Raw genomic sequence first — 15,711 nt, 5'->3', positions numbered from 1 at the left:
TGACAGTGGTTCTGAAGCACGCATCACGCGTCGACTCCCACCCAGACGAACAAGACAACGGAGGAGGTGCGGAAACACCAAAGAGCACGCGCCTGGATCAGGCGCGTGCGTGCGCACTCTGTGTCATGTGCGCTCCATTTTCAAGATCTCCCAAGCGGTCGAGGCTGCCCCGAAAGTGAGATTCGCCACGGTGCAGTCGCAAACAGAAGCTCACACTGCCGATCTTCGCGACAGATCAGACGCCGAACGCATTCAGACCTAAAGCGGCGTCAGAAAGGCTCGAACCAGGACTGAATGACACGTCGGCAGGTTCGCATCGCAGGATGTATAACACCTTAATTAAGTCTTCAGATATGGACCTCACGTGGCGAACGTGTGATCGTGTGCGCGCCTTGTGCCCCACGGACGGTCCGTCGGGGCGCTGTCTGCGCTGTCCGAAAATCCCTCTGGTCCCACGGGAGTAGACCGCCGTGCCCGCGCCGCCTCGTCTTCTCAGCCCGTTCGTGCGCACGCGCACACGGCTGACACTCACCCTCGGCCTCGTCCTGGCCGCACTCACCGCCGCGCTCCTGCCCTGGTGGCAGCCGAGCACGCCTCCGACCGCCAGCTCCCCCAGCTCGCCCAACTCCCCCCGCACGGATGCCAAGCAGGCGTCGACCGGGCCGAAGGACGAGGCCGCTGCCGCGGCCGAGGCCAAGCGCACCGGCAAGAAGGTGCTCGTCGACACGGCGACCACCGCCACCGAGCTGATCTGGGCGCTGCCCAACGGCCAGATGCGCACCCAGATCCACGCGCTGCCCCAGCGCGCGAAGAACGCCCAGGGCAAGTGGGCGCCCATCGACAACACCCTGCGCCGGACGGAGAAGGCCGGCGCTCTGGCCGTCCGCCCGGTCAACCCGGCCGTGCCCGTCCGCTTCTCCGGGGGCACCTCCGGCGAGGATCGCGCCGACCGCTCGTTCGCCCGTCTGCCGCTCGCCGAGGGCGCGGGCGACGCGTCCGTCCTCGCCGAGGTCGACCTCGGCGGCCACACCATCGCCTACACCTGGCCCGGCGCCCTGCCGAAGCCGGTGCTGGACGGCCCGCGGGCCCTCTACTCCGAGGTGTTTCCCGGCGTCGACCTGCTCCTCGTGGCGCGTGAGGAGGGCGGCTTCGGCCAGCTTCTGATCGTCAAGAACCGCGAGGCCGCCCGGAACAAGGACCTCGCGACCGTCTCCTACGGCCTGCGGTCGAAGACCGCGGTCTTCCGTCAGGACGCGAAGGCCAACCGGATCCAGGTCCTCGACAAGACGGGCACGGAGGTCGGCACCATCCCGACCCCCTTCGCCTGGGACTCCAGCGGCCGGGACCCCGAGCTTCGGCCGGGCACCCCTCAGCGCACCTCGGTCGCCGCCCCCGCCGACGTACTGAAGCTGTCGGGTCTGACGGGCATCGAGCCGGGCGCGCGCTCCGCGCAGCTCCCGATCGCGCTCGACGGCGACGACACCGGTACGGCCACCCTGAACCTGGGCCTGGGCCGGACCGGCCTCCTCGACCACCCGGACACGAAGTACCCGGTCTTCATCGACCCGCCGCTCAACAGCGGCTGGGCGGCCTGGACGACCGCGTACAAGAAGTACCCGAGCTCCAGCTTCTGGAACGGCACGAACTTCTCCTCCGGCACCTCCGACGCCCGCGTCGGCTACGAGAGCGACACCGGCGGCCTCGGCCGCTCCTTCTGGCGGATGAAGTTCTCCTCCAGCTACGAGGGCGCCAAGTTCACCCGGGCCACCTTCAAGGTCAAGAACAACCACTCCTGGTCCTGCACCGCGCGTGAGTTCCAGTTCTGGCAGACCGGCTCCATCTCGTCCGGTACGACCTGGAACGCCCAGCCGAGCTGGTCGACGAAGCTGGACTGGCAGTCCTTCGCCCACGGCTGGTCCTCAAGCGGCTGCCCTGACGCGTACGAGGCGTTCAACGTGCTGGCGGGCGTCCAGAAGAGCGCGGACGCGGGCGCCTCGACCCTCACCTTCGGCATGCGGGCCACCAGCGAGGGCGACACCCAGACCTGGCGCAAGTTCCTCGCGACGTCCGCCGTCGTGGAGGGTGACTTCAACCGTGCCCCCTCCCAGCCGACCAACGGCACGTCCTCACCGGGCGGCGCGTGTGTGCCCGGACCGACCAACAGCGTCACCATCGGCCGGACCACCATCACCCTGAGGGCCAAGGGCTACGACGCGGACGACACCATTCCCAAGCTGCGGTTCCGTTTCTGGAAGTCCGGCGCGGCCACCAAGACCGAGTACCTCGCCACCGCGGACTCCACCGGCTACGGCCAGATGGTCATCCAGGCCGACAACGCGCTGCTGACGGGCCTCACGGGCAACACCCTCTTCTCCTGGGACGTTCGCGCCGAGGACGCGGCGGGAGCGGTCTCCACGTTCTTCCCGCTCGGCGACGAGCCGTGCCGGATCACCGTGGACCCGACCGCACCACCGCAGCCGGACATCACCAGCACCGTGTTCACCGAGGCCACGCCCGACGGCAAGACCTGGGCCAAGGTCAAGTACGGCACCTCGGGTGACTTCACCTTCAGTGCCGCCGGCGCGACCAAGTTCAAGTACGCCTTCGAGGGCGAGAGTCTCATCGAGACGCCGCCTCCCACGAACGGCAAGATCACCCTCCCCGACGTCCGTCCCCGGCACGCGGGTCCGACCGCCCTGTACGTCTACGCCTACGACGTCAACGGCAATCAGAGCATCAAGGGCGACTACTCCTTCTACCTGCCGCCGCGCGACCGCGCCGACGGTCCGATGGACACCGGTGGCGACGACATCGCCGACCTGCTGGTGCTCTACCCGGACGGCAAGCTGAAGAACTGTGTGGGTGCGCCCGCCGACCCGGCGGTCGCCGGCACCGGCGGCGAGCTGTACAGCTGCCTGGCCGCCTCGTACGTGACCAAGGACAAGAAGGTCGACCCGCCGAACCACTGGATCGACACGGCCGGCACCGCGTCGCTGATCGCGCACTACAACGACACGTACCCGGGCGACGGTTCGACCGACCTGTTCGCGGTCACCCCGGACAAGCGATTCTGGATCTACCCGGGTGACGGCTACGGCAGCTTCAACGTCGACGAGCGGATCGAGGTCCGCCTGCCGGCCAACGCCCCCGCGCCGTCCACCTGGACGCAGCTGAAGGCGATCGGCGACATCACCGGCGACAAGCTGCCCGATCTGGCCCTGCGGGCCGGGCCGGCGTTCTGGGTGCTGTCCGGCTACACCGGCGCCACCTTCCAGACCGCGACGCTGATGGAGGGCACCGCATGGGCCCGCCGTGACATCGTCAACATCGCGGACATGAACAAGGACAGCACGCCCGACCTGCTGTGGCGCAACCTGGACAACGGCAACATGTACGTCCGCCACGGCAAGCCCGGTACGGGCGGCGCCGGCAGCATCGACCTGGAGTCGATCAAGGTGGCGGTCAACTCGCTCAACGGTGACGTCGCGTTCGGCACGACGTGGACCGAGGCCAACGTCATGTCCGCGATCGGCATCCCCGATGTCAACAAGGACGGCGTGCCCGACATCTGGGCCCGCTTCGGTGACACCGGCAACGTCAAGCTCTACTACCCCTCCACCACCAACACCAACGCTCCGGCCAGGACCGTCCTGGGCGTCGACTGGCGGGGCATCCGTGCCTTGGGCTGATCCCGCCCCCGTCCGCTGATCCCGAGCCCCGGCCGTCTGCCTCGCAGCAGGCGACCGGGGCTCGGTCTTTGGCACGAGCCGGTCAGTCCTGGTGTCCGAGCTGGAGGTCGCGCTCGGTGCGGCCTCCGCCGGCCATCTGGAGAACGGTCGCGACGGGCGGGTAGCCGGCGGCGATGACGGTGTACTCGCCGGAGGACAGGTCCACGAAGCGGAAGGTGCCGTCGGCGCCGGTGGTGAGGGTGTCGACGACGTTGCCCGCGGCGTCGAGCAGGGTGACGCGGGCGTCCTCCACCGGGCGCCCGCCCCCGGCCCGTACCGTGCCGCGCAGCACCGCCCCGCCGGCGAGTTCGATGTCCTGGCGGGTCTCGCGGGAGGCCTGGACGCTCACCGGGAGCGCGGCGGGCCGGAAGGCGGGGGCGCTGGCGGCGAGCGTGTACTCGCCGGCGACCAGTTCGGAGATGACGTACCCGCCCTCGCGACCGCTGCGGGTGGAGGCGACGACCTCGCCGCGTACGTCGGTGAGCGTGACGGCCGCGTCCCGTACGGGCGTCCCGTCGGCGGTGACGACGCTGCCCGCGAGCCGCCCGGCCCCGCCGAGGACGACGTCGAGTTCGACGGGCCGGTCGCCGACGGTCACGGAGACGGCCTGGGGCTGGTGTCCGCCGGCCGCCGCGATGAGGACGTACGCGCCGCCGCCGGGGACGCTGAGCGCGTACCGCCCGTCCTCGCCGCTGGCGCCCCGGCCGATCTGCCGGCCCTGGACGTCGATGAGGGTGAGGGCGGCCCGGGGGACGCGGCTGCCGTCGTGGTGCTGGACGGTGCCGCAGACGGGAAGCCCGGAGTGCGGCGGGGCGAAGGACGCGGGGGCGGACACGGGGGCCGCGTGCCGGGCGTGCGGGACGGCCTGGACGCCGCCGAACTCGTCGGCTCCGGTGGCCTCGGTGGTGGGGCTGTGGTGGGTCACCAGCGGTTTCTCCTTGAGGAAGAAGGCGAGGACGAGGCCGAGCACGAGGACCGGCACGAGGTAGAGGAAGATCCGCGGCATCGCGTCCGCGTACGCCTGGATGTAGGCGTCGCGGACGGCGGGCGGCAGGGTGTGCACCGTCTGCGGGGTGATCGACTCGGCGGGAGGCAGGGAGGTCGCGCCGCCGGAGAGGACGCCGGAGAGCCGGTCGCCGAGGGCGTCGTCGAGCCGGGAGGCGAAGAGGGTGCCGAAGACGGCGGCGCCGACGCTGCCGCCGATCTGACGGAAGTAGTTGTGGGCGCTGGTGGCGGTGCCGAGGTCGGTGGGGCGTACGGAGTTCTGCACGGCGAGGACGAGCACCGGCATGACCAGGCCGATGCCGGTGCCGAGTACGGCCTGCCAGAGGCTGAGCTGGAGGCGCGGGGTGTCGGCGTCCAGGTGGGAGAGCAGCCACATGCCGAGGACGGAGAGGGCCCCGCCGAGCAGCGGGTAGATCTTGTAGTGGCCGGTGCGGCTGATGAGCTGGCCGGAGACGACGGAGGCGATGACGATGCCGCCCATGAGGGGCAGCATCAGGAGGCCGGACTCGGTGGCGGTGGCGCCCTCGACCATCTGCAGGAAGCTGGGGAGGTAGCTGGCGGCGCCGAAGAGCGCGATGCCGACGACGGCGCCGACGAGGGCGGTCAGGGTGAAGACGGAGTCGCGGAACAGCCGGAGCGGGATGAGGGGTTCGGGCGCGAGGTGCTCGACGACCAGGAAGAGCAGGGTGGTTCCGGCGGCCCCGCAGGCGAGGGCGATGACGACGCGGGAGTCCCAGGCGTACTCTGTGCCGCCCCAACTGGTGAGCAGGACCAGGCAGGTGGAGGCCGCGGCGAGGAGCAGGGCGCCGAGGACGTCGAAGCGCCCGCGCGGCGTGGGCTTGGGGAGTTTGAGGACGCCGGCGACGACGGCGAGGGTGACGAGCCCGAAGGGCACGTTGAAGTAGAAACACCAGCGCCAGGAGACGTGGTCGGTGAAGAAGCCGCCGAGCAGGGGTCCCGCGACGGAGGCGAGGCCGAAGGCGGCGCCGATCAGGCCCATGTACCGGCCGCGTTCCCGGGCGGGCACGATGTCGGCGATGATCGCCTGGACGCCGATCATCAGGCCGCCTGCGCCGATGCCCTGGATCGCGCGGAAGGCGATGAGTTCGTCCATGCTGCGGGACCAGCCGGCGAGGCCCGAGCCGATGACGAAGACGACGATGGCGAAGAGGAAGACGCCCTTGCGGCCGAGGAGGTCGCCGAGCTTTCCGTAGATCGGCAGGCCGATGGTGGAGGTCAGCAGGTAGGCGGTGATCGCCCAGGACATCCGGTCGAGGCCCTGGAGTTCGCCGACGATCTTCGGCAGGGCGGTGGCGACGATCATCTGCTCGAGCGCGGCGAGGAGCAGCGCGAGCATCAGGCCGCAGAAGACGAGCCGGACGCGGCGGGGGTCGAGGTGGTCGGCCGGTGCGGGGTCGGGCGGTGGGGCGAGGTCGGTGGGCGGGCCGCCCGCGGCGAGCGGTTCCGTGCCGTCGGCGCCCGCCGCGTCCTTGGCGGCTTTCGCCATCGTGATCGCACCCACGTACCTGCTCCCCTCGTCACGGCGTCTGCGCCGCGCCATTCTTCACATTGGGCGCGAAGGGGGAGCAAGTCGGGCGGTCCGGGAGGTCAGTGGCGTCCGGTGAGCCGAACGCCACTGCGCCACGGCGCACTTGGGTCGCTCATCAGCGCGTTTACGAGGAGGCCCGCGCCCCCCGGCGCACGGGGGCGCCGTTACGGGGGTGCGGGCGATCCACTCGAATCGGTGAACGCTCCGGGCGTTACTTCTCGACCTCGTCCGCCAGCTTGGCGAGAACGGCGTCGTAGATCCTGCCGAGGCCCTTGGGCGCGAAGGTCCGCTCGAAGAAGCCGCCGACGCCGGTGGCACCGTCCCAGACGGTGGTGACGACGGCCTTGGACTTGCCCTCGCCGGCCGGGGTCACGAGCCAGGTGGTGACCATGGAGGAGTTGCGGTCCTTCTCGACGAGCTGCCCGTCGGTGGGCTCGGTGACCTCCAGGAGGCAGTCGCGGACGCGCTTGCTGGTGGCCTGCAGCTTCCAGTGGACGAGGGTGCCCTCGCCGTCGCCGCCCTCGCGCACCTCGTACTCGCTGAAGTGCTCGGGGAGCAGCTTCGCGCGCGTGCCGCTGTAGTCGGCCAGCGCGTCGAACACCGTCTCCGCGTCCGCGGCGATGATCCGTTCCGTGGTGGCCTCGACCTGCGCCATTGACTTCCTCCAGCTCGTGGTTCCTCAGGGGTGTGGGCCAAGAGAACCACGTGGGCTCCGGGGCACGAAATCCGGGTTGCAACGATCAAGGGAACAGGTGTTCTATTCTGACCGAACGGTCGAAGCAGAGCCATCGAGGAGGCGTCCATGCGCTGGGACAATCTGGGCGACACCCCTGCCGCTCCCGCCGACGTCGCCCTCTTCGGTACGGACGCGGTGACCACCCGGACCTTCGACACCCCGGAGTTCCGGGGCATCACCTTCCACGAGGTACGGGCCCGCTCGATCCTCAACCGGGTGCCGGGCGCCTCCCGGATGCCGTTCGAATGGACGGTCAACCCGTACCGGGGCTGCACGCACGCGTGTGTGTACTGCTTCGCCCGCAAGACCCACAGCTATCTCGACCTCGATACCGGCCTCGGCTTCGACTCCCAGATCGTCGTCAAGGTCAACGCCCCGGAGGTGCTGGCCCGCCAGCTCGCCTCCGCCCGCTGGCAGGGCGCGCACATCGCGATGGGCACGAACGTCGACTGCTACCAGCGGGCCGAGGGCCGCTACCGTCTGATGCCGGGCATCCTCACGGCCCTGCGGGACCGGGCCAACCCCTTCTCGATCCTCACCAAGGGCACGCTGATCCTGCGCGACCTGGAGCTCCTCACCCAGGCGGCCCGGGTCACCGAGGTCGGCATCTCCGTCTCCGTCGGCTTCACCGACGAGGAGCTGTGGCGCACGATCGAACCCGGCACCCCCTCCCCGCAGCGCCGGCTCGACGTGGTCCGCACGCTCGGCGAGCACGGCATCGACTGCGGGGTCCTGATGGCCCCCGTGGTGCCCTTCCTCGGCGACCGGCCCGAGCAGCTGCGCGACACGGTCCGCGCGATCGCCGAGGCCGGGGCGAGTTCGGTCACCCCGCTCGTCCTGCATCTGCGGCCGGGCGCCCGCGAGTGGTTCATGCAGTGGCTGCGACGCCACCACCCCGGCCTGGTCGGGCGGTACAAGCGGATGTACGCGGACGGGGCCTACGCGCCCACATGGTACCAGCGCCGGATCACCCGTCAGGTGCACGAACTGGCCGCCGAGTTCGGCATCGGTCCCGCGCATCGCGGCGCGACGCGGCGGACGCCCGTACCGGAGGAGCCGTCCCTCGCGGCCGTCCCCGAGCAGCTCACCCTCCTCTGAGCACGCTCCTCCGATCATCGGTCCGGTCACCTGACACGCCGTCGGATCCCCCTCCGTTCGGGTCAACTCTCGGCGAAACAGGTCCTCTCCACGCCCGTTCGGGACACAAACGCCCTATGACCCCACGCGCAGGAATGCTGATCGCCGCAGGAGCGCTGGTCGCCGGGACGGTCACCGTCCTGCCCGCCGCCCCCGCGGGCGCCGGTGAACCGGCCCCCCGCCCGTTCCCCCCGCTCGCCTGGACCGGCTGCGCCACCGAGGCGTACCCGAAGCTCCAGTGCGCCACCCTCAGGGTGCCGCTCAACCACGACGACCCGGCCGGCCGGACCGTCACCCTCGCCCTCACCCGGATCCCGCACACCGCGAAGACCTTCCAGGGGCCGCTGCTCGTGAACCCGGGCGGGCCCGGCGGCAGCGGCCGCGGCATGGCCGGATACGTGGCGTCCTCACTGCCCCCGAAGGTGGCCGCCGAGTACGACGTGATCGGCTTCGACCCGCGCGGGGTCGGCAAGAGCGAGCCCGCGCTCGACTGCAAGCCCGGCCACTTCGACCCGGTCCGCCAGGACTCGGTGCCGAGCGACGCCAAGGGCGAGCGGCTCGCGATCGAGCGGGCACAGGCCTTCGCCGCGGCCTGCGGCAAGAAGTACGCGGACGTGCTGCCGTACATCGACACCGTGAGCACCGCCCGGGACATGGACGTGATCCGGCGCGCGCTCGGCGCACAGAAGATCAACTACCTCGGCTACTCGTACGGCACCTACCTGGGCGCGGTGTACGCGCGGCTCCACCCGGACCGGGTGCGGCGCATGGCGCTGGACTCCGTGGTGAACCCGCACGGCGTCTGGTACGAGGACAACATCGCGCAGGACTACGCCTTCGACACCCGCCACAAGGACTTCATGGCCTGGGTGGCCCAGCAGAACGCCGTGTACAAGCTGGGCACCGACCCGGCGGCGGTCGAGGCGGCCTGGTACCGGATGCGCGACGCGCTGCGCGCGAAGCCGGCCGGCGAGAAGGTGGGACCGGGCGAGCTGGAGGACACCTTCCTGCCCGGCGCGTACTACAACGGCTACTGGCCCCGCCTCGCGAAGGCCTTCTCGGCGTACGTCAACGACGCGGACGCGGTGCCGCTGAAGGAGGCGTACGAGCGGTACGCGGAGGCCGACGCGGCCGCCGACAACGGCTACTCGGTCTACACGAGCGTGCAGTGCCGGGACGCGGCCTGGCCCCGTGACTGGAGCGTCTGGCGCAAGGACAACTGGGACGTGCACGCCAAGGCGCCCTTCTCCACCTGGAACAACGCCTGGTACAACGCGCCGTGCGCGTTCTGGCCGGTGGAGTCGCTGACCCCGCCGGACGTCACCAACGACCAGGTGCCGCCGGTCCTCATCCTCCAGGCCACCGACGACGCGGCGACGCCGTACGAGGGCGGGGTCGCGCTGCACCGGCTGATGCGCGGCTCCAGCCTGGTCGTCGAGGAGGGCGGCGGGAACCACGGGGTCACCCTCGGCGGGAACGGCTGCATGGACGGGCACCTGTCCACCTATCTCGCCACGGGCAAGGTCCCGCGCGCCGAGGGCGAGGGCGAGGTGGACGCCGTCTGCGCGACGCTCCCTGAGCCGAAGGCCGAGCCGCTGACGCGGTCCGCGCCGCCCCTCGCCGAGTCGGCCGGTGCCACCCTGCACGGATTCCTCGGCCACGTGCGCTGACCTCGGGCCGCCCACCGACCGTGCCCGCCGCCGCAAGGGGGCGGGCATTGTCAGTGCCGTGCGCGAGGATGTGCGACATGACGAGCCACCTGACCCACGTCCCCGCTCCCGACGGCATCGCCGCCAGCCCCCAGTACAGCCATGTCGTGTGGGGGACGGGCCGCTTCGTAGCGATATCCGGCCAGTGCGCGTTCGACGCCTCGGGCGCGGTGGTCGGGGAGGGTGACGCGGTGGCGCAGGCCCGTCAGGTCTTCGCGAACCTGGACCGCTGCCTCGCCGCGGCGGGCGCCGGGTTCCAGGACGTGGTGAAGCTGACGTACTTCGTCACGGACGTCGCCCATCTTCCGGCCGTACGGGAGGCCAGGGACGCCCATTTCGCGGGGGCACCGCTGCCGGCGAGCTCGGCGGTCCAGGTGTCGGCGCTCGTCCGCCCGGAACTGCTCGTGGAGATCGAGGCGTTCGCGCTGGTCCCGACGCGGGCGGAAGAAGAGTCCGGTACGACCGATGTCTCCCGTCCGCGTCTTCGGTCAGTGGGCGGTGCCGAGTCGGCCCAGTGACCGTTCGGCCTCGGCGCCGAGCCGGGGGTGCGGGAGCGCGGCCTCCAGGGCCGGGCGGGCCCGCGGATCACCGAGGGTGCCGAGGCCCTCGACGCAGGCGAGGCCGACCCGCCAGTGCGGGTCGTCGGCGGGCAGCCGCCGTTCGAGGACGGTGATCAGGGCGGGTACGGACTCGGGGGCGCGGAGGGCGGCGAGCAGCCGGATCGGCAGCAGGGCGTAGGCGACGCGGAGTTCGTTGGTGGCGAGGGCGGCGGCCGCGCGGGCGGTACGGGGGTCGCCGAGCCGGGTCAGGGCGTGGGCGGCGGTGACGCAGCGCTCCGGGTCGCGGTGGTTGAGGAGGAGCACGAGGGCCTCGAAGGCGCGCGGGTCGCCCGCGACGCCGAGGGCGTAGGCGGCGATCTCGCGGGCCCAGAGGGGCTGCGCGGGTGCCGTGAGGACGTGGTGCAGTTCCTCGGGATCGGTGGTTTCCGCGAGATGTTCGAATGCCGCCGGGACGGTTCCGGTGTCATTCTCGATCTCGTCCCGCAATCGATCGATCATCGAGCAGAATTCCGGATCCTCGGCGTATTCCATGAATCCGAGCCTATCCGCGATCCAGATCACATTTTCCTCAACTTCCCGGGACTGGCGCGCTCGTTACCGGCCGGTTAGTCTCAGGTGAGCGGGGCACCCCCCGCGCTTCTCACAACGGCCTGGTGACGCAGCCGTTGTGGGTGTTTGTCGGTTCGGCAGTTTCGACGTGACTCCGGGACAGAGTCCGTCGCCCCTTTTCCCAGGGCATAGCCCTTTCTCCGGGCCGCGCCCTCGTTCTTTCCCGCGCCTTTCGTGCGCGCACTGCCCTCAGTCGTCACTCTTCCTCTCAGGAGTCCCCTGATGGACACCCCTCTCTCCACCATCGCCGTCGTCGGTCTCGGCACCATGGGCACCGGTATCGCCGATGTCCTCGCCCGGGCCGGCCGCGAGGTCATCGGCATCGACATCAGCGACACCGCCGCCGCCCAGGCCGTCGCCGCCCTGGAGGCCTCCACCGCCCGTGCGGTGGCCCGTGAGCGGATCACCGAGGAGGAGCGGCAGGACGTCCTGGCCCGCTTCCGTACCTTCTCCGACCTCCACGCGGCCGCCGAGGCCGATCTCGTGATCGAGGTCGTGCCCGAGTCGTACGAGGCGAAGCAGGAGGTCTTCCGGGCCCTCGACGGCATCGTCCGGCCCGGCACCATCATCGCCACCGGCACGAACGCGCTCTCCGTCACCCGGCTCGCCGCCGACTCGGCGCACCCCGAGCGCGTCCTCGGCCTGCACTTCTTCACCCCGGTCCAGGCCATGAAGCTGGTCGAGGTCGTCTCCTCCGTGCTGACCGACCCGCGGGCCGTCGACGCCGTCACCCGGCTCGCCCTGGACCTCGGCAAGGAGCCGGTGGCGGTCGGCGACCGTGCCGGTTTCATCGCCGACGGGCTGCTCTTCGGCTACCTGAACCAGGCCGCCGCCATGTACGAGGCGAAGTACGCCTCCCGCGAGGACATCGACGCGGCGATGAAGCTGGGCTGCGGTCTCCCCATGGGCCCGCTCGCGCTGCTCGACCTGATCGGCGTCGACACGGCCCGTACGGTCCTGGAGGCCATGTACGCGGACTCCCACGACCGGCTGCACGCCCCGGCCCCGATCCTCAAGCAGCTCAGCGAGGCGGGTCTGACCGGCCGCAAGTCGGGCCGCGGTTTCTACACGTACGAGGCGCCGGGCTCCGGCGAGGTCGTGCGGGACGCACTCACCCCGCTCGGCTCCGCGGAGGCCGCCGGCGGCCGCGAGATCCGCTCGGTCGGCGTCGCCGGCTCGGGCACGATGGCCTCCGGCATCGCCGAGGTCTTCGCCAAGGCCGGGTACCAGGTCGTCCTCGCCGCCCGTTCCCAGGAGAAGGCGGACACGGCCAAGGCCCGGATCGCCAAGTCGCTGGCCCGCTCGGTCGACAAGGGCCGGATGACGGGCGAGGCCCGTGACACGACGCTGGCCCTGATCACGCCGGCGGGCACGCTGGACGCCTTCGCCGACGTCGACCTGGCCCTTGAGGCGGTCGCCGAGGACCTGGAGGTCAAGCAGGAGCTGTTCGCGCGGCTCGACAAGATCTGCAAGCCGGGCGCGGTGCTGGCCACCACGACCTCCTCGCTGCCGGTCGTGGCCTGTGCCCGCGCCACCTCGCGCCCACAGGACGTCATCGGGATGCACTTCTTCAACCCGGCTCCGGCGATGAAGCTGGTCGAGATCGTCCGTACGGTGCTGACCGGCGACGACGTCCACGCCACCGTCCGCGCGGTCACCACGAAGATCCGCAAGCACCCGGTGGACTGCGGCGACCGGGCCGGGTTCATCGTGAACGCGCTGCTCTTCCCGTACCTGAACAACGCGATCAAGATGGTCCAGGAGCACTACGCGACCCTGGACGACATCGACGCCGCGATGAAGCTGGGCGGCGGGTACCCGATGGGCCCGTTCGAGCTGCTCGACGTGGTCGGCCTGGACGTCTCGCTGGCGATCGAGCAGGTGCTGCACCGCGAGTTCCGCGACCCGGGTCTCGCCCCGGCCCCGCTCCTGGAGCATCTGGTGGCGGCGGGCTGCCTGGGCCGCAAGACGGGGCGCGGCTTCCGCGAATATGCCCGACGCTGAGCCGGGAGCGGCCGGCTGGGGCGGTCTGCTGAGCCTCCCGGGCACCGTCGGTGCCCGGGAGGGCTCCCCGCCCCCACCTGGGCACACTCCCCCTCCGATGCAGTACGTTCGGACCATGCCCAAGGCCGCGAAGACACCCCGTGCCACGTCCCCGTCCGACGCTCCGGAGAGCGCGGCGGGTACTCGCGCCGCCGCCCAGCGGCTCAAGATGCGCAGGGAGCTCGCCACGGCCGCGATGGAGCTGTTCGCGACCAAGGGGTACGAGGCCACGACGGTCGACGAGATCGCGGCCACGGCGGGGGTCGCGCGGCGGACCTTCTTCCGTCACTTCCGCTCGAAGGAAGAGGCGATCTTCCCCGATCACGACGACACCCTCGTGCGGGCGGAGGCGGTGCTGAACGCGGCCCCGCCGCACGAGCACCCGCTCGACACGGTGTGCCGGGGCATCAAGGAAGTCATGAAGATGTACGCGGGGTCCCCGGCGGTCTCCGTGGAGCGCTACCGGCTCACGCGTGAGGTGCCGACCCTGCGGGAGCGGGAGATCGCCTCGGTGGCCCGCTACGAGCGGCTGTTCACCCGCTATCTCCTCGGGCACTTCGACGAGCGCGACCACCACGACGGCAACGACGACCCGCTGCTCGCCGAGGTGGCGGCCTCGGCGGTCGTCACGGCCCACAACCACGTCCTGCGCCGCTGGCTGCGGGCGGGGGGCCAGGGCGACGTGGAGTCCCAGCTGGACCACGCCTTCGCGATCGTCCGGGAGACCTTCGGCTCGGGCATAGGCGCGGGCCGCCCGGCCCCTTCCTCGTCCGCCCCGGGCACCGCCGAGCCGGCTCCGGCCGTCCGTGCCTCCACCACCGGTGACGTGGTGGTCGCCGTGGCCCGTACGGACGCACCGCTCGACGAGGTCATGCGCACGATCCAGCAGGCGCTGACGAAGAGCTGACCCCCCTTCCCACGGCGAAGGCCGCCCCTCCGGGGGCGGCCTTCGCCGGTTTTGACCTGCGGTTCGATCGATCATCGCTCATCTGTGACCGGCAGATTGCATCTGAGTGAAATTGTTGGCACGCAGTGCCTTGTCACGTGACACGCCGTGCCATACGTTGAGGGTGTCCGGGCGGTCGGCGCGCAGAGGTCTCCTCGTGCGCCGGCTGTCCCCACAAGCGATCGTGTTCGTGCGCCCGGACGCCTGCGTCACAGGCACCCACCGCGCCCACCAGGCGCAGCCGCACCACCCCCGCCGAACCGACGGCACACCTCCACAGCAGCAGCCCCAGACGTAACTCTCAGCGCGTCCCCCCTCAGGACGCCGCACCGCCGGAGGCAACCCCGTGAAGGACATCCTGGACGCGATCCAGTCCTCGGACTCCACGTCCGCCGACTTCGCGAACATCCCGCTCCCCGAGTCGTACCGCGCCATCACCGTCCACAAGGACGAGGCGGAGATGTTCGCCGGGCTCGCCAGCCGTGACAAGGACCCGCGCAAGTCGCTGCACCTCGACAGCGTGCCGGTGCCCGAGCTCGGTCCGGGCGAGGCCCTGGTCGCCGTCATGGCCAGCTCCGTGAACTACAACTCGGTCTGGACCTCGATCTTCGAGCCGGTCTCGACCTTCGGCTTCCTGGAGCGCTACGGCCGGCTCAGCGACCTCAGCAAGCGCCACGACCTGCCGTACCACGTCATCGGCTCCGACCTCGCGGGCGTCGTGCTGCGCACCGGCCCCGGTGTGAACTCGTGGAAGCCCGGTGACGAGGTCGTCGCGCACTGCCTCTCGGTCGAGCTGGAGTCCTCGGACGGACACAACGACACGATGCTCGACCCCGAGCAGCGCATCTGGGGCTTCGAGACCAACTTCGGCGGCCTGGCGGAGATCGCCCTGGTGAAGTCGAACCAGCTGATGCCGAAGCCCGGGCACCTGAGCTGGGAGGAGGCGGCCTCCCCCGGTCTCGTCAACTCCACCGCGTACCGCCAGCTGGTCTCGCGCAACGGCGCCGGCATGAAGCAGGGCGACAACGTCCTCATCTGGGGCGCGAGCGGCGGCCTCGGCTCGTACGCCACGCAGTTCGCCCTGGCCGGCGGCGCCAACCCGATCTGTGTCGTCTCCTCCCCCGAGAAGGCCGACATCTGCCGGGCGATGGGCGCCGAGGCGGTCATCGACCGCAACGCCGAGGGCTACAAGTTCTGGAAGGACGAGCACACCCAGGACCCGAAGGAGTGGAAGCGCTTCGGCAAGCGCATCCGCGAGCTCACCGGCGGCGAGGACATCGACATCGTCTTCGAGCACCCGGGCCGCGAGACCTTCGGCGCGAGCGTCTACGTCACCCGCAAGGGCGGCACCATCACCACCTGCGCCTCCACCTCGGGCTACATGCACGAGTACGACAACCGCTACCTGTGGATGTCGCTCAAGCGCATCATCGGCTCACACTTCGCCAACTACCGCGAGGCGTGGGAGGCCAACCGCCTGATCGCCAAGGGCAAGATCCACCCCACCCTGTCGAAGGTCTACTCCCTGGAGGAGACCGGCCAGGCCGCCTACGACGTCCACCGCAACCTGCACCAGGGCAAGGTCGGCGTCCTGGCGCTCGCGCCCGAGGAGGGCCTCGGCGTCCGCAACCCGGAGCTGCGCGCCCAGCACATCGACGCCATCAACCGCTTCCGCAACATCTGAGCCCG

10 protein-coding genes are annotated in these 15,711 nt (G+C 70.8%); 7 read left to right on the top strand and 3 right to left on the bottom strand.

Features of this window, described 5'->3' with window-relative positions; translation table 11 throughout:
* Window positions 1-503 precede the first annotated feature (503 nt).
* Window positions 504-3,689: a hypothetical protein gene (locus OG514_RS25375; RefSeq protein WP_266898574.1), complete on the top strand. Its 3,186-nt coding sequence runs from the start codon at window positions 504-506 to the stop codon at window positions 3,687-3,689.
* Window positions 3,690-3,771: 82 nt separating this feature from the next.
* Here OG514_RS25375 and OG514_RS25370 read toward each other — a convergent pair whose 3' ends face one another.
* Both OG514_RS25370 and OG514_RS25365 read right to left on the bottom strand, forming a co-directional pair.
* Window positions 3,772-6,240, bottom strand: coding sequence for an MFS transporter (locus tag OG514_RS25370; RefSeq protein ID WP_266900958.1), 2,469 nt, complete (start codon window positions 6,238-6,240; stop codon window positions 3,772-3,774).
* A gap of 253 nt (window positions 6,241-6,493) precedes the next feature.
* Window positions 6,494-6,937, bottom strand: coding sequence for an SRPBCC family protein (locus tag OG514_RS25365; protein ID WP_266898572.1), 444 nt, complete (start codon window positions 6,935-6,937; stop codon window positions 6,494-6,496).
* A 147-nt stretch (window positions 6,938-7,084) separates the two neighbouring features.
* Here OG514_RS25365 and OG514_RS25360 point away from each other — a divergent pair, with 147 nt between their 5' ends.
* The 3 genes from OG514_RS25360 to OG514_RS25350 all read left to right on the top strand — a co-directional run bounded on the left by OG514_RS25360 (window position 7,085) and on the right by OG514_RS25350 (window position 10,382).
* On the top strand, window positions 7,085-8,116 hold the full coding sequence (locus OG514_RS25360; protein ID WP_266898570.1) for an Rv2578c family radical SAM protein: 1,032 nt from the start codon (window positions 7,085-7,087) through the stop codon (window positions 8,114-8,116).
* 116 nt (window positions 8,117-8,232) lie between these two features.
* Window positions 8,233-9,825: an alpha/beta hydrolase gene (locus OG514_RS25355; protein ID WP_266898568.1), complete on the top strand. Its 1,593-nt coding sequence runs from the start codon at window positions 8,233-8,235 to the stop codon at window positions 9,823-9,825.
* Window positions 9,826-9,902: 77 nt separating this feature from the next.
* Window positions 9,903-10,382: a RidA family protein gene (locus tag OG514_RS25350; protein ID WP_266898566.1), complete on the top strand. Its 480-nt coding sequence runs from the start codon at window positions 9,903-9,905 to the stop codon at window positions 10,380-10,382.
* Here the strand turns inward: OG514_RS25350 and OG514_RS25345 are convergent.
* The gene (locus OG514_RS25345) at window positions 10,353-10,955 is read right to left on the bottom strand and encodes a HEAT repeat domain-containing protein (protein WP_266898564.1); all 603 of its coding nucleotides are present in this window, start codon (window positions 10,953-10,955) and stop codon (window positions 10,353-10,355) included. The genes OG514_RS25350 and OG514_RS25345 overlap by 30 nt on opposite strands.
* Before the next feature lie 300 nt (window positions 10,956-11,255).
* Here OG514_RS25345 and OG514_RS25340 point away from each other — a divergent pair, with 300 nt between their 5' ends.
* The 3 genes from OG514_RS25340 to ccrA all read left to right on the top strand — a co-directional run bounded on the left by OG514_RS25340 (window position 11,256) and on the right by ccrA (window position 15,706).
* Complete coding sequence (locus OG514_RS25340; protein ID WP_266898562.1) at window positions 11,256-13,037, top strand: 3-hydroxyacyl-CoA dehydrogenase family protein; 1,782 nt, start codon at window positions 11,256-11,258, stop codon at window positions 13,035-13,037.
* Between the two features lie 115 nt (window positions 13,038-13,152).
* Window positions 13,153-13,983, top strand: coding sequence for a TetR family transcriptional regulator (locus tag OG514_RS25335; protein WP_266898560.1), 831 nt, complete (start codon window positions 13,153-13,155; stop codon window positions 13,981-13,983).
* A gap of 385 nt (window positions 13,984-14,368) precedes the next feature.
* On the top strand, window positions 14,369-15,706 hold the full coding sequence (gene ccrA, locus OG514_RS25330) for a crotonyl-CoA carboxylase/reductase (RefSeq protein ID WP_266898558.1): 1,338 nt from the start codon (window positions 14,369-14,371) through the stop codon (window positions 15,704-15,706).
* Window positions 15,707-15,711: the final 5 nt, after the last annotated feature.

The sequence above is a fragment of the Streptomyces sp. NBC_00572 genome (genome assembly GCF_026341815.1).
Lineage (GTDB): Bacteria > Actinomycetota > Actinomycetes > Streptomycetales > Streptomycetaceae > Streptomyces.
The sequence above is the reverse complement of the archived record's forward strand: the minus strand, read 5'-3'. Positions and strand labels throughout refer to the sequence as shown.

Excerpts from the sequence above, each read along its gene's own strand:
- OG514_RS25370 (WP_266900958.1), bottom strand. The coding sequence starts at position 6,240 with ATGGCGAAAGCCGCCAAGGACGCGGCGGGCGCCGACGGCACGGAACCG.
- OG514_RS25335 (WP_266898560.1), top strand. The coding sequence starts at position 13,153 with ATGCCCAAGGCCGCGAAGACACCCCGTGCCACGTCCCCGTCCGACGCT.
- OG514_RS25360 (WP_266898570.1), top strand. The coding sequence starts at position 7,085 with ATGCGCTGGGACAATCTGGGCGACACCCCTGCCGCTCCCGCCGACGTC.
- OG514_RS25355 (WP_266898568.1), top strand. The coding sequence starts at position 8,233 with ATGACCCCACGCGCAGGAATGCTGATCGCCGCAGGAGCGCTGGTCGCC.
- OG514_RS25365 (WP_266898572.1), bottom strand. The coding sequence starts at position 6,937 with ATGGCGCAGGTCGAGGCCACCACGGAACGGATCATCGCCGCGGACGCG.
- OG514_RS25350 (WP_266898566.1), top strand. The coding sequence starts at position 9,903 with ATGACGAGCCACCTGACCCACGTCCCCGCTCCCGACGGCATCGCCGCC.
- OG514_RS25340 (WP_266898562.1), top strand. The coding sequence starts at position 11,256 with ATGGACACCCCTCTCTCCACCATCGCCGTCGTCGGTCTCGGCACCATG.
- OG514_RS25345 (WP_266898564.1), bottom strand. The coding sequence starts at position 10,955 with ATGGAATACGCCGAGGATCCGGAATTCTGCTCGATGATCGATCGATTG.